15 protein-coding genes are annotated in these 11,836 nt (G+C 72.7%); 6 read left to right on the forward strand and 9 right to left on the reverse strand.

From position 1 onward, the window contains the following. Positions 1–71 precede the first annotated feature (71 nt). The 5 genes from ACIRSU_RS22670 to ACIRSU_RS22690 all read right to left on the reverse strand — a co-directional run bounded on the left by ACIRSU_RS22670 (position 72) and on the right by ACIRSU_RS22690 (position 4,092). A complete protein-coding gene (locus ACIRSU_RS22670) occupies positions 72–818 on the reverse strand; it encodes an HAD family hydrolase (protein ID WP_403795041.1) in 747 nt (248 codons plus the stop codon). Between the two features lies 1 nt (position 819). Then, on the reverse strand, positions 820–1,371 hold the full coding sequence (locus ACIRSU_RS22675) for a DJ-1/PfpI family protein (RefSeq protein WP_403795043.1): 552 nt from the start codon (positions 1,369–1,371) through the stop codon (positions 820–822). Positions 1,372–1,430: 59 nt separating this feature from the next. After that, complete coding sequence (locus ACIRSU_RS22680; protein ID WP_403795047.1) at positions 1,431–2,222, reverse strand: cupin domain-containing protein; 792 nt, start codon at positions 2,220–2,222, stop codon at positions 1,431–1,433. A gap of 140 nt (positions 2,223–2,362) precedes the next feature. Further along, positions 2,363–3,265, reverse strand: coding sequence for a LysR family transcriptional regulator (locus ACIRSU_RS22685; protein ID WP_403795049.1), 903 nt, complete (start codon positions 3,263–3,265; stop codon positions 2,363–2,365). Positions 3,266–3,417: 152 nt separating this feature from the next. Beyond that, the gene (locus tag ACIRSU_RS22690; protein WP_403795052.1) at positions 3,418–4,092 is read right to left on the reverse strand and encodes a type 1 glutamine amidotransferase domain-containing protein; all 675 of its coding nucleotides are present in this window, start codon (positions 4,090–4,092) and stop codon (positions 3,418–3,420) included. 190 nt (positions 4,093–4,282) lie between these two features. Here ACIRSU_RS22690 and ACIRSU_RS22695 point away from each other — a divergent pair, with 190 nt between their 5' ends. Both ACIRSU_RS22695 and ACIRSU_RS22700 read left to right on the forward strand, forming a co-directional pair. After that, a complete protein-coding gene (locus tag ACIRSU_RS22695; protein ID WP_403795055.1) occupies positions 4,283–5,008 on the forward strand; it encodes a type 1 glutamine amidotransferase domain-containing protein in 726 nt (241 codons plus the stop codon). Positions 5,009–5,073: 65 nt separating this feature from the next. Next, a complete protein-coding gene (locus ACIRSU_RS22700; RefSeq protein WP_403795057.1) occupies positions 5,074–5,364 on the forward strand; it encodes a putative quinol monooxygenase in 291 nt (96 codons plus the stop codon). 49 nt (positions 5,365–5,413) lie between these two features. On the opposite strand, the gene ACIRSU_RS22705 is transcribed toward ACIRSU_RS22700, so the two are convergent. Next, a complete protein-coding gene (locus ACIRSU_RS22705; RefSeq protein WP_403795060.1) occupies positions 5,414–6,391 on the reverse strand; it encodes a GlxA family transcriptional regulator in 978 nt (325 codons plus the stop codon). A 64-nt stretch (positions 6,392–6,455) separates the two neighbouring features. On the opposite strand from ACIRSU_RS22705, the gene ACIRSU_RS22710 reads away from it, so the two are divergent. From ACIRSU_RS22710 to ACIRSU_RS22725, 4 genes are all read left to right on the forward strand, one after another. Continuing rightward, positions 6,456–7,703, forward strand: a complete 1,248-nt coding sequence (locus tag ACIRSU_RS22710) for an MFS transporter (protein ID WP_403795062.1) — start codon at positions 6,456–6,458, stop codon at positions 7,701–7,703. A gap of 74 nt (positions 7,704–7,777) precedes the next feature. Further along, positions 7,778–9,094, forward strand: coding sequence for an MFS transporter (locus ACIRSU_RS22715; RefSeq protein WP_403795064.1), 1,317 nt, complete (start codon positions 7,778–7,780; stop codon positions 9,092–9,094). A 62-nt stretch (positions 9,095–9,156) separates the two neighbouring features. Further along, positions 9,157–9,732, forward strand: a complete 576-nt coding sequence (locus ACIRSU_RS22720; protein ID WP_403795066.1) for a hypothetical protein — start codon at positions 9,157–9,159, stop codon at positions 9,730–9,732. A gap of 32 nt (positions 9,733–9,764) precedes the next feature. Further along, positions 9,765–10,223: a hypothetical protein gene (locus ACIRSU_RS22725; protein WP_403795068.1), complete on the forward strand. Its 459-nt coding sequence runs from the start codon at positions 9,765–9,767 to the stop codon at positions 10,221–10,223. On the opposite strand, the gene ACIRSU_RS22730 is transcribed toward ACIRSU_RS22725, so the two are convergent. The 3 genes from ACIRSU_RS22730 to ACIRSU_RS22740 all read right to left on the reverse strand — a co-directional run bounded on the left by ACIRSU_RS22730 (position 10,213) and on the right by ACIRSU_RS22740 (position 11,774). Next, positions 10,213–10,797, reverse strand: coding sequence for a flavin reductase family protein (locus tag ACIRSU_RS22730; protein ID WP_403796410.1), 585 nt, complete (start codon positions 10,795–10,797; stop codon positions 10,213–10,215). The genes ACIRSU_RS22725 and ACIRSU_RS22730 overlap by 11 nt on opposite strands. Positions 10,798–10,861: 64 nt before the next feature. After that, entirely contained in the window at positions 10,862–11,044 is a 183-nt protein-coding gene (locus ACIRSU_RS22735) for a hypothetical protein (RefSeq protein WP_403795070.1), read from the reverse strand. A 7-nt stretch (positions 11,045–11,051) separates the two neighbouring features. Continuing rightward, a complete protein-coding gene (locus ACIRSU_RS22740; RefSeq protein ID WP_403796413.1) occupies positions 11,052–11,774 on the reverse strand; it encodes an enoyl-CoA hydratase/isomerase family protein in 723 nt (240 codons plus the stop codon). Positions 11,775–11,836 lie beyond the last annotated feature (62 nt).

The raw sequence follows: 11,836 nt of genomic DNA on the forward strand, positions 1-11,836 counted from the left end.
TGGCTCCAGTGAGGAGTGCGGCGGCCCGGGGCACCTGTCGGTACCCCGGGCCGCCCGGTGGGTCAGGCCGGTCACGCGGCCGGGACCAGCGCCCCGATCTCGTCCAGGCCGAGCGGGACCACCCCGAGGCGCGCGGCCTCGGCCCGGTGTTCCGGGATCTGGTAGCCCCACTGGGCCCAGCGGGAGCGTGCGCCGGTGGCGCCGACGCGCAGCGCGTTGGTGAGGTTGTCGTCGATGAACGTCACCCGTTCCACCGGGACTCCCCAGCGGGCGCACACGTCCTGGACGGCCTCCGCCTTGGCGCCCGTCTCGCCGAAGATCTCGGCGACGGTGTCGCCGAGCCCGTGCCGGGCCAGGATGGCCCGGACGGAGTCGGCGTCCTTGGCGGTGACGACGACGACCGAGCCGGCGAAGCGGCGCAGGAGGGCGTCGACGCCGGGATAGAGCGTGTGCAGGTCGAGCCAGAAGTCGGGCTCGGCGGTGCGCAGCCGGTCGCGTACGGCGGTGGCCGCAGCGGTGAACTCCCGTACGTAGCCCGGGTCCAGGGACTCGAAGAGCCGGTCGAAGCCGGCCTGCGAGGTGAGTCCGGCGGACTCGGGCAGGTGCGCGACGACGAAGTGGTCGAGCAGCCGGGAGTAGTTGCGCACGGAGCGGAAGCGGTCCGTGAAGTCGGCCGGGACCGCCTTCAGTTGGGCCGGGCCGGGCATCGCGGCGTCGTACGGGTGGATGCCCAGCCAGGTGACGAGCGCGCACTCCTCCAGGGCGTCGCAGACGACCCCGTCGAAGTCGAGCGCGAGGATCACGGGATCGCGATCCATGTCAGGCGGCCTGCTTCTCGCCCGCGAGCTTCTCGGCGGTCTCGAACACCGCCCGCATGAACGCGCCCATGTACCCGTAGTACGAGCAGGTGATGATGTGGCCGTCGACGATCACGTCGCTGTCGACCACGTCCGCCCCCGCGTTGATCACGTCGTCGCGCAGACCGATGTACGCACACGCCTTGCGGCCCTTGAGGACACCGGCCGAGACCATGATCCACGGGCCGTGGCACAGGCCGGCGACGACCTTGCCGGCCTTGTCCATGCCGGCGACGAAGTCGAGCACGTTCCGGTCCTGGCGGACCCGGTCCGGGGCCTCGTGGCCGCCGGTGAGGATGACCGCGTCGAACTGGTCGACGTCGAGCTCCTCGAAGGAGACGAGCGGCCGGGCGATCTTGTCCATCGGCAGCGGGATGCCGTACTTGCCGGTCACGGCGTCGCCGTTCCTGGTCGCGACCTCGACGTGCCAGCCCTCCTCCAGGAGCCGGTAGTAGGTGAAGACGACGTCGTGGTCCTGGAATCCAGGGCCGGTGATGATGACGGCGCTGGGCATTTCTTTTCCCCCTGTTGTTCTCTGTTTTCTTGAGCGTGTTTCTCTTGCCTGCCGGTCATTCAGTGGTTGCGGCTGATGCAGAGGTACTGCTGGTCGGTCTGCGGCCGCCGGTCGTCCTCCGGATGTCCGGTCAGGATTTCCACGTCCCGCTCGATCACTCCGGAGATGTGCAGCGGAATGGCGAAGATGTCCTCGCTGCTGGGCCGGTAGAACAGGTCCATCCCCGTCCGCAGCGCGAACCGGAACCGGCCGTCGGGCGTCTGCGCCCGCATCCGCGTGTTCGGGTACGACGGCACCCTGCGCATCGGGTGCCGCGGCTCCTCCACGGCCGCCGTCTCGTACGCCGTGCCCGCCCGGTCGTAGTCGTCGCGCAGCCGGATCAGGTCGAACTTGTTGCGTGGCAGCTCCACCTCGATGAGTTCGAGCGGTACGTCCCCGGTGGAGCGCGTGCCGTGGAAGGCGCCGGCCCCGATGCGCAGGATCGTGCCCTCGCGGACCGGGACGTCGGGCCGGCCGAGCCCGGTGGTCACACCCTCGCCGCCCAGGCAGAGCAGGTAGGTGAGCTTGCGCGGGTGGACGTGGACGGACGTGGACGCGCCGGGCTCGATGTGCAGCGACCACAGGTCGAAGAAGTCGTCGACGAAGGCGCGGTACTCGTATCCCCACGGCTTGGGGATGACGTCGTTCAGATGGGCGTCCTCGTCGAACTGCTCGTTGAACGCGCGCGCCCCGTCCTTCAGCAGCCGGTGCAGCTTCGCGATGTCGGCGCGGCCCGGATTCACCTCGATGGGCCGGTAGTCCGCCGCGGCCCCCACCGCGACGGCTACCGGGGCAGCCTCGATGATCGACATTTTTCTTTCCCCCGTTGTGCGATTTCCGGCCGTTCGGGCCGGTGTGCGCACATCACATCAGGTGGCGGGGTGCCCATTCAAATAAGAATATTTGGGTGGGGTATAAGGGCTGCGGCCGGATCCCGTCTGGAATCCGGAATTCAGGACCACAATTGTCCCTTCATCAGCAGATGTCCGTGCAGCAGGGTCAGAAGCGGATGCGGGAGTTCGTCCTGCCGCACCGCCAGATAGAACGTGTTGATCGGCGGCACCTCCGGCTGCAGCAGCGGCACCACTTCGCCCGCCGCGAGCTCCTCCGCGCACAGGTAGCTCGGCAGCACCGAGATGCCCGCCGAGGACCGTACGGCGGCGAGCGCGCCGCGCAGGTCGGGCACCACCAGCGTCGGGGTGACGGCCGGCACGGTGTCGAAGACGGTGCGCCAGTAGCGCCGGATGATCGGCAGCGACTCGGCGTAGCTGACGAGCGGGACGTCGGCGAGGACCGCGGGGCCCTCGGCGGCGAGCCGGTCGAGCGGCAGACGGGCGGCGAGCTCGGCGGAGGCGAGCAGCACGAACTCCTCGTCGACCAGCGGCGTGGCACGGATGCCGCGGGAGCGCGGCCGGATGGTCGACAGGACGAGGTCGAGTTCGCCGGCCGAGAGGTCGGCGAGGAGGTCCTCGGCGAGGCCGAAGCGGAAGCGGAACTGCGTGCCCTCCGCCACGAGGTCGCTGACGGACGGGATGAGCCGGGTGGTGACGAGCTCGACCGGCCCGCCCACGTAGAGCGGCCGGTGCACCACCTCCTTGCCGAGCGAGCGGGCGACGGCCTGCCCGAGGGCGTCGACCGGGCCCTGTACCTCGCGCAGCAGGCCGTCGGCGGCCGCGGTCGGCTGGGCGCCGTGCGGCAGCCGTTCGAAGAGCGGGCGGCCCATCTCCTTCTCCAGGTGCCGGATCTGGTGCGTGACCGCCGGCTGCGAGATGCCCAGGCGGTGCGCGGCCTTGGTGAAGGAGCCGAGCCGGTAGACGGTCACGAAGGTGCGCAGCCAGTTGAGTTGTACGGACACAGCAAGTCCCCCGATTTGCTCCGTGACGTACGTGTGCGGGCGGGTGCCCGGACCCTCATTCTCGGGGCCGGGCACCCGCCCGCGTGCCGAACTGCCGGTTAAGTACGCACACGTTACGTACGGGGGACGGACGGAGCGGTCGCCGTACGGTGTCAGCCGGCCAGCGCGGCGACCGCGAGCAGCGCGACCTTGGCCGCGGAGGCCGGGTTCTGGCCGGTGACGAGGCGGCCGTCGGCGACGGCGTGCTCGGTGAAGTTCGGGGCCTTGGTGAACTTGGCGCCGCGCTCCTCCAGCTTGCTCTGGAGCAGGAAGGGCACGACGTCGGTGAGGCCGACGGCGGCCTCCTCCTCGTCGGTGAAGGACGAGACCTGCTTGCCGTCGACGAGGTACGAGCCGTCGCTCAGCTGCAGGTTGACCAGGCCGGCCGGGCCGTGGCAGACGGCCGCGACGACGCCGCCGCGCTCGTAGACACCCGCGGCGAGCGCGGCGAGCTCGGCGGACTCGGGGAAGTCCCACATGGTGCCGTGGCCGCCGGCGTAGAACACGACGTCGTAGTCCTCGGCGTTCAGCTCCTGCGGGGTGGGCGTGGCGGCCAGGGCCTCGCCGACGGCCGGGTCGTCGAGGAAGGCGGCGACGACGGCGTCGTCCCGGTTGACGCCGTCCTGCGGGGCCGAGCCGCCGCGCACGGAGACGTACGCGATCTCGTAACCCGCCTTGCGGAACACCTCGGCGGGGTGCGCCACCTCGGGGACGTAGAAGCCGGTGGTGCGGCCGGTGTCGCCGAGCCGGTCGTGACTGGTGAGGGCGAAGAGGACCTTCTTGGCCATGATGGCTCTCCAAAGGGGAGGGAAAGGCGGGAGGTTGCTCATGGCGAATCTACGAGTGCGTTCAACGCCCATCAAATAACCCGTCACATCGCCCCCATAAAAGAACGAATGGGGATCGGGATTCGTCTGCGTGGTTCAATGGTCAAGAAATCGGGCGCCCGGAGAGAACTCCGGAGTCGGGAGGACGAGGATGTCCGCGAGAGGCCGGGGACTGATCGTCCTCACCAGCGTCGAGCGCCTGCCCGGCGGCCGTCCGGCCGGCTTCTGGCTGCCGGAGGCCGCCTATCCCTGGCTCGCGCTCGTCTCCTCGGGCTGGGACTACGGCTTCGTGAGCACCCGGCCCGGCACGCCGCCGATGGGCGGCGTCGACCGCTCCGACCCGCCGCAGCGGATGTTCCTGGAGGACCCCCTCGTACGGAGGCGGCTCGCCGAGACCGTGACGCCGGACCTGCTCGATCCGGCCGACTTCGGCGTCGTGTTCGTCGCCGGCGGCCACGGGGCCGTCGAGGACCTGCCCGCGGACCCTCGACTCGCCCGTTTCCTGGGCGATTTCACCTCCCGTGGCGGGGTCCTCGCCGCCATCTGTCACGGCGTGGGCGCCCTGCTCCCGGTCCTGGCGCGGGACGGGCAGCCGTTCGTCGCGGGCCGCCGGGTCACCGCGTTCACGCAGGCCGAGGAGCGCGCGGTGGGCCTGGACGCGGTGGTCCCGTACTTCCTGGACGAGGAGCTGGAGCGGCGCGGGGCGCGGTACGAGGCGGGGGAGCCGTTCCGCGGCCATGTCGTCGTGGACGGCAACCTGGTCACCGGCCAGAACCCGGCGTCGGCGGTGGCCCTGGTGGCGAGGGCGATGGAGCTGGTCACGGGGGAGCCGCTGCCCGAGGGCTGGTCGAAAAGAGCCCCGAGTGTATTCCGTTAGTGGCCGGAGACACCTGCTATTAGATTCCTGATGGGGATCTCGAACAATTCCGAAGGGGAATTTCCATGGCGGTGTACGTGGTGGCGCGCTGGCTCGTGAAGCCCGGCGAGGAGGAGCGCGTCGCGGAGCTCCTGCACGAGATCGCGAAGGCCAGCCGGGCCGAGCCGGGCTGCCTGGACTACCGGCCCGTGCGGTCCATGGCGAACCCGGCCGAGGTCCTGCTCTTCGAGGAGTACGCCGACGACGCGGCGCTCACCGCGCACCGGGAGTCCGAGCACTTCCGGGCCCTGGTCCTCGGCCAGGTGGTGCCGCTCCTGGAGGAGCGGTCCGTCACCATCTGCGAGGCGATCGCCTAGAGAGGTCCCGCGCCTCAGGGCTGTCCGTCGGATCAGGGCCGGAGAGGCCCTAGAGCCGTTCCGGCGCGGCCCGGAAGGTGCGCCGGTAGGCGGTCGGAGTCACCCCGATCGCGGCCTGGAGGTGTACCCGCAGCGACTGGGCGGTGCCGAAGCCGGAGTCGTGGGCGATCTGGTCGATGGGCAGGTCGGTGGATTCGAGCAGGTGCCGGGCCCGCTCCACGCGCTGCTGGGTGAGCCACTGGCCCGGGCTGATGCCGACCTCGTCGCGGAAGCGGCGCGTGAAGGTCCGGACGCTCATCGACTCCCGTACCGCCAGGTCCCGCAACTGGATCGGCTCGTGCAGATGGGCGAGCGCCCAGGCGCGGGCCGCGGTCGTGGTCGAGGCCCCGGCCTCGGGCAGCGGGCGGGCGATGTACTGGGCCTGGCCGCCGTCCCGGTGCGGGGGCACGACCGTGCTCCGGGCCACCGCGTTGGCGACGGCCGTGCCGTGGTCGCGGCGCACGATGTGCAGGCACAGGTCGATGCCGGCGGCCACGCCCGCGGAGGTGAGGACGTCGCCGTCGTCCACGTAGAGCACCTCCGCGTCCACCCTGACCTCCGGGAAGAGGCTCTGGAAGTGGTCGGCGTGCGCCCAGTGGGTGGTGGCGGGGCGGCCGTCGAGCCAGCCGGCGGCGGCCAGGACGTACCCCCCGGTGCAGATGGAGGCGACGCGGGTGCCGGGCCGGACGTGCGCGAGGGCGGCGGCCAGCTCGGGCGTCAGCCGGCCCTCCTCGTACACCGGGCCCAGCTCGTACGAGGCGGGCACGACGACCGTGTCGGCGGTGGCCAGGATCTCCGGGCCGTGCTCGACGTGCACGGCGAAGTCGGCGTCCGTCTGGACCGGGCCGGCCGCGACGGCGCAGGTGACGATCTCGTACAGCGGGCGGCCCTCGGGGTCCTTGGCACGGCCGAATATGCGGTGGGGGATGCCCAGTTCGAAGGGGAGCAGGCCGGGCAGGGCGAGGACGGCGACGCGGTGTGGGCGCACGGGCGGCTGCTCCTCCGTAAAACAGTGGTGGTCCAGACCACCATGCTGGTACGTCTGTCTGTTCGTGACGGACAACACCTATAAGTCTGAGGCCGCCGCGCGGATTCCCGTGCCGGCCGAGCCGCTCGCCCTCTGGAACCGCGACTTCCGGCTCTTCTTCGTCGCCCGCGCCGTCGCCGTCTTCGGCGAGGGCATGGTCCCGGTCGCCTTCGCCGCCGCGCTCACCGGCGCCGGCTACCCGGACGCCTCCGTCGGCTACACCCTCGGCGCCTGGACCGGCGCCTTCGCCCTCTTCGTCCTCTTCGGCGGCGTGCTCGCCGACCGGTTCACCGCCCGCCGGATGATGGTCCTGGCCGATCTGCTGCGGCTGCCCGGCGCCCTCGTCCTCGCCGTCTCCTTCACCACCGGCAGCCCGCCGCTGTGGTCCGTCTACGCGCTCTCCGCGCTCAGCGGCGTCGGCGCCGCGCTCTTCCAGCCGGGCGTGGCCTCCACGATCCCGCGCATCGCGCCCGACGTGCAGCGCGCCAACGCCGTCATCCGGGTGGTCGAGGCCCTGATGACGATGGCGGGCCCGGCCGCCGCCGGTCTGCTCGTCGCGCTCTGGAGCGCGGGCGCGGCCTTCGCCGTCAACGCCGTCTGCTTCGCGGTCAGCGCGGTCTGCTTCACGCTCCTCCGGGTCGCGCCGGCGCCGTCCGACGGCGCCCGGCGCGGCTCGCTGCTGCGGGAGATGGCGCTCGGCTGGCGGGAGTTCAGGTCGCGGAGCTGGCTGTGGGGGGTGATCGCGATCTGGACGGTGTACGGCCTGACGGTCGCGGGCCCGATGGTCCCGCTGACCGCGACCCTGATCACCGGCGCGTACGGCTCGGCGACCTACGGCGTCCTCATGACCGTCATCGGCGCGGGCAGTGCCGCCGGCGGCCTGCTCGCCGTACGGCTCCGCCCGCGCCGGCCGCTGGCGGCGGGCGCGGTGGGGCTGCTCGGCCTGCCGCTGTTCCTGGCGCTGCTCGGTTCGGGCGCTCCCGTGCCGGTGCTGTACGCGGGCGGGTTCGTCGAGGGCGCGGCCTTCGCGTTCTGGCTGGTGATGTGGTCGACGTCGGTGCAGACGCACGTCCCGCAGGAGGCGCTGAACCGGATGCACGCGTACGACGTGGCCGGATCGCTGCTGATGATGGGCGTCGGGCGGGCGGCGTCGGGCCCGGTGGCGGCGGTGGTCGGGACGGAGCGGGTGCTGCTGGTGGGGGCGGGGGTCGCGGTGCTCGTGGTGACGGCGCTGCTGGTGGTGCGCCCGATCAGGACGCTGCCCCGGGTGTAGGAGGGCGCCGCCGCTGGCCCGATCCGTTGGAAAGCTGGCATTCGGGCCAATGGTCCGGGCGGGCGCGGCTCGCGATGCTGAATGACGTGACCCAGACAACCGAGACCTCCGCCCCCGCCCGTACCCCCGCCCCTCCCCGCACCCCGCGCGTCCACCGCGCCTGGTTCGTCGCCGCCGTCACCTTCGTCACGATCATCGGCGCGGCCGCCTTCGCGTCCCTGCCCGGTCTGCTCATCGAGCCGCTGCACGGCGAGTTCCACTGGTCGCGCGGCACGATCGGCCTCGCCGTGTCGGTGAACCTGGCGCTGTACGGCCTGACGGCGCCGTTCGCCGCCGCGCTCATGGACCGCTTCGGCATCCGCCGGGTCGTCGCCGTCGCGCTGAGCGTGATCTCGCTCGGCTCACTGCTCACCGTGTGGATGACGGCGGCCTGGCAGCTCGTCCTCTACTGGGGCCTGCTCGTCGGCCTCGGCAGCGGCTCGATGGCGCTCGCGTTCGCCGCGACCGTGACGAACCGGTGGTTCGTCGCCCGGCGCGGCCTGGTCACCGGCATCCTGACCGCGGCCGGCGCCTCCGGCCAGCTGGTCTTCCTGCCCCTCCTCTCCTGGCTGGTCGAGCACCACGGCTGGCGTCCGGCCGCCGTGACCGTCGCCCTCGCCGCGGCCGCCGTCGTCCCGTTCGTCTGGCTGCTGCTGCGCGACCACCCGGCGGACGTGCGGCTCGCCCCGTACGGCGGTGCGTACGTCGAGAAGCCCGCGCCCGTCACCGGCGCCGCCCGCCGCGCCCTCACCGTCCTCTTCCGGGCGGCCCGCACCGGCCCCTTCTGGCTGCTCGCCGGCTCCTTCGCGATCTGTGGTGCCTCGACGAACGGCCTGGTCAAGACGCACTTCGTGCCCGCCGCGCACGACCACGGCATGCCGGTGACGGCGGCGGCCGGACTCCTCGCGGTCATCGGCGTCTTCGACGTCGTCGGCACGATCGCCTCCGGCTGGTTCACCGACCGCTTCGCGCCGCGCCGGCTGCTCGCCGTCTACTACGCGCTGCGCGGGATCTCGCTCCTCTTCCTGCCGATGCTCCTCGCGCCGTCCGTGCACCCGCCGATGCTGTTCTTCATCGTCTTCTACGGCCTCGACTGGGTCGCCACCGTGCCGCCCACCATCGCGCTGTGCCGCGAGCACTACGGCGACGACTCCGCGATCGTCTTCGGCTGGGTCCTCGCCTCGCACCAGGTCGGCGCGGCCTTCATCGCCTTCGCCGGCGGTGTCGCGCGTGACGTCTTCGGCTCGTACGACATCGTCTGGTACGCCTCGGGCGCGCTGTGCGCGGCGGCGGCGCTGATGGCGCTGGTGATCCGGCGGCCGGGAGCGCGGCAGGCGGTGCCCGCGCTGTAGGGCACCCCGGGTGCACGGGGCTGGTGCGCATGGAGGAGGATGCGGGCCAGGAGGGGATTTGAATGCGTTCAGACCGGCGGTTGGGTGTGGGGGACCGGCTCGGCGCGATCCTCATCGTGTCGATGACCGTGCTCGGCGTCGAGGTGGTGATCGGCGCGCTCGCGGTGTGGGTGTGGCTCCCGAGCCTGACCTGGACCCCGGGGACGATCTTCGCCCTGCTGCTGCTCGTGCCGGTCTCCGCGGTGGCCGGCACCGCCGTCGGGGCGCTGCTGTCGGTCGCCGTCGTGGCGCCGCTGCTCGCGCTCGCCCGCTGGGCCGGCCGCCGGTTCGCGGGGCGCGAGGCCTGGTACTGGGTGCCGGCGGTGACGGCCGCCGTCACCGCCCTGCCGGTGCTCGGCGGGGCGGTGGCGCTGGGGGCCGGGCCGCTGTGGAGCCCGGTGTGCTGGCTCGCGACCACGGTGGGCCTCACGATCCCGGCCCTGGTCGCCCGCCGACTGATCCTGCCGGACCGCCCGTACGTCAGCGGCGGCGCGATGTTCGGCTGGGTGGCGCTCTACGGGACGCTCGCCCTGGTCACCGCGTTCGCGCTCGCCGGCTTCGCCCTGTGGACCGGGGCCGGATACGAGCTGGCGAAGTGAGGGCGGTGCCGGAAGGGCGGACGTTCTGGCGGATGCTCCGCGTCTCGGTGCTCGTGCTGTTCCTGGAGGCGGCGCTCGCGCTCGTCCTCGGGGCGGTGTTCGGTGAGACCAGGGAGCCCGAGCCGGGGGAGGAGGCGGTCAGCGCGCTGACGCTGGTGGTCCTCCCGGTCTTCCTCGCGTTCGCGCTGCTGGCGGCGGCCACGGTGTCGGCGGCGGTGGTGGCGCCGTCCGTCGTGCTGGGCGAGGCCGCCGGGCGCCGGATCGGGGGCCCGCCGTTCGCATGGCAGGTGTTGCTCACAGGCGTCGGGAGCGTGCTGATCCTGCCGCTCGTCGGGTGGCGCTGGTGGCTGGTGGCGTGGGCGTGCCTGGGCGTGGCGGCCTTCGTGGCGCGGTACGCGCGGCGGGGCTGGTTCGTGAGGGTCCTCGTCTGGGGGACGGTCGCGGTCCTCGCCGCCGGCGGCCTGGGCGTCATCGGCGCCGCTACGCGCTGAAGCGCCCGAACCGCCCCCGGTGGAACAGCAGCGGCTCCCCGCCCTCGTCGGCCGCGCCGAGTGCCTCCACCCGTCCCACCACGATCAGGTGGTCGCCGCCCGTGTGCACCGCCGAGATCGTGCAGTCCACCCAGGCCGGCGCGGCCGGCAGCCGTGGCGAGCCGGTCGACGGCGCCGGGATCCACTCCACGCCCGCGAACTTGTCCGCGCCGCTCACCGCGAAGCCCCGGCACAGCTCGCCCTGCCCCGCGCCGAGGATGTTGACGCAGAAGCGGCCCGCGCGGGCGATCCTGGGCCATGTCGTCGACGTACGGGCGACCATGAAGACGACCAGCGGCGGGTCGAGCGACAGCGAGGCGAACGACTGGCAGGCGAAGCCCGCCGGCCCGTCCTCGTCGAGCGCCGTCACGATCGTGACCCCGCTCGCGAAGTGCCCGAGCACCCGCCGGAACTCGGCGGCGTCCACCGGCGCCCTCTCGTCGTCCCGTACGGCACGCAACGCGGGCCGCGGCAGGGCTTCCACGGCCGTGGGCGCCCCGGCCGATCTGAGGTATCGGACGGCGGTGGCCGCCATCCCAGCGTGTCCCATCACACCACCCATTGAAGCTGACGCTTCGTCAGATAGGAAGCCTCGGGCGTCAGTCGGCGTCCTCGCCGGTCACCGCAGCCTCGTACGCGAGCAGCGTGTCGACGAACAGGCGCCGCTGCTCCGCCGTCAGCGGCCCGAGCGCCTTCCGCCAGGCCGCCGCGCCCGGCGCCGGCCAGGCGTAGACCGCGCCCCCCGCGCCGTCGCCTAGACCGCACCCCCCGCCCGCCCCCATACCGCCGCTACCGCCCCTCGTACGCCGGCGTCCGTCGTTCCACGAAGGCCGCCACGCCCTCCCGGGCGTCCCGCGTCGTCATGCACAGCTCCTGCGCCGCCGCCTCCGCCGCGAAGGCGGTGGCGCGGTCGGTGTCCAGGGAGGCGTTGACGAGCTGTTTGGTGAGGGCGAGGGCGCGGGTGGGGCCCTGGGCGAGACGTTCGGCCCACTCGCGGGCGGTCTTGGCCAGCTCCTCGGCCGGGACGACCCGGTTGACCAGGCCGAGCGCCGCCGCGTCCGCCGCCGCCACCGCGTCGCCGAAGAACATCAGCTCCTTCGCCCGCTGCGGGCCGATCAGCCGCGGCAGCAGATACGCGCCGCCGCCGTCCGGCACGATCCCGCGCCGGACGAACACCTCCACGAAGCGCGCCGAGTCCGCCGCCAGCACCAGGTCGCACGCGAAGGCGAGATGCGCCCCGATGCCGGCGGCCGTGCCGTTCACCGCCGCGATCACCGGCTTCTCGCAGTCCAGTACGGCGCCGATGAAACGCTGCGCGCCGCGTCGGATCATCCGCGTCACGTCCCCCTGTGCCGGGCTGCCGTCGGAAGACGAGCCGCCGCGCAGGTCCGCGCCCGCGCAGAAGCCCCGCCCGGTGGCGGTGATCACCACCGCGCGGACCGCCGGGTCGGCGGAGGCCTCGTCGAGCAGGGCGACGATCCGCTCGCGCTGCTCCCAGGTGACCGCGTTCATCGCCTCGGGCCGGTTGAGGGTGATCCACGAGACGCCGTTCTCGACGGCGTGCAGGACATCGG

The sequence above is a fragment of the Streptomyces sp. NPDC101160 genome, assembly GCF_044768205.1.
Lineage (GTDB): Bacteria > Actinomycetota > Actinomycetes > Streptomycetales > Streptomycetaceae > Streptomyces.

Bases quoted from the DNA above. Each gene is read 5' to 3' on its own strand.
- ACIRSU_RS22670 (WP_403795041.1), bottom strand. From the start codon at position 818: ATGGATCGCGATCCCGTGATCCTCGCGCTCGACTTCGACGGGGTCGTC.
- ACIRSU_RS22675 (WP_403795043.1), bottom strand. From the start codon at position 1,371: ATGCCCAGCGCCGTCATCATCACCGGCCCTGGATTCCAGGACCACGAC.
- ACIRSU_RS22680 (WP_403795047.1), bottom strand. From the start codon at position 2,222: ATGTCGATCATCGAGGCTGCCCCGGTAGCCGTCGCGGTGGGGGCCGCG.
- ACIRSU_RS22690 (WP_403795052.1), bottom strand. From the start codon at position 4,092: ATGGCCAAGAAGGTCCTCTTCGCCCTCACCAGTCACGACCGGCTCGGC.
- ACIRSU_RS22695 (WP_403795055.1), top strand. From the start codon at position 4,283: ATGTCCGCGAGAGGCCGGGGACTGATCGTCCTCACCAGCGTCGAGCGC.
- ACIRSU_RS22700 (WP_403795057.1), top strand. From the start codon at position 5,074: ATGGCGGTGTACGTGGTGGCGCGCTGGCTCGTGAAGCCCGGCGAGGAG.
- ACIRSU_RS22715 (WP_403795064.1), top strand. From the start codon at position 7,778: ATGCTGAATGACGTGACCCAGACAACCGAGACCTCCGCCCCCGCCCGT.
- ACIRSU_RS22720 (WP_403795066.1), top strand. From the start codon at position 9,157: ATGCGTTCAGACCGGCGGTTGGGTGTGGGGGACCGGCTCGGCGCGATC.
- ACIRSU_RS22725 (WP_403795068.1), top strand. From the start codon at position 9,765: ATGCTCCGCGTCTCGGTGCTCGTGCTGTTCCTGGAGGCGGCGCTCGCG.
- ACIRSU_RS22730 (WP_403796410.1), bottom strand. From the start codon at position 10,797: ATGGCGGCCACCGCCGTCCGATACCTCAGATCGGCCGGGGCGCCCACG.
- ACIRSU_RS22735 (WP_403795070.1), bottom strand. From the start codon at position 11,044: ATGGGGGCGGGCGGGGGGTGCGGTCTAGGCGACGGCGCGGGGGGCGCG.
- ACIRSU_RS22740 (WP_403796413.1), bottom strand. From the start codon at position 11,774: ATGAACGCGGTCACCTGGGAGCAGCGCGAGCGGATCGTCGCCCTGCTC.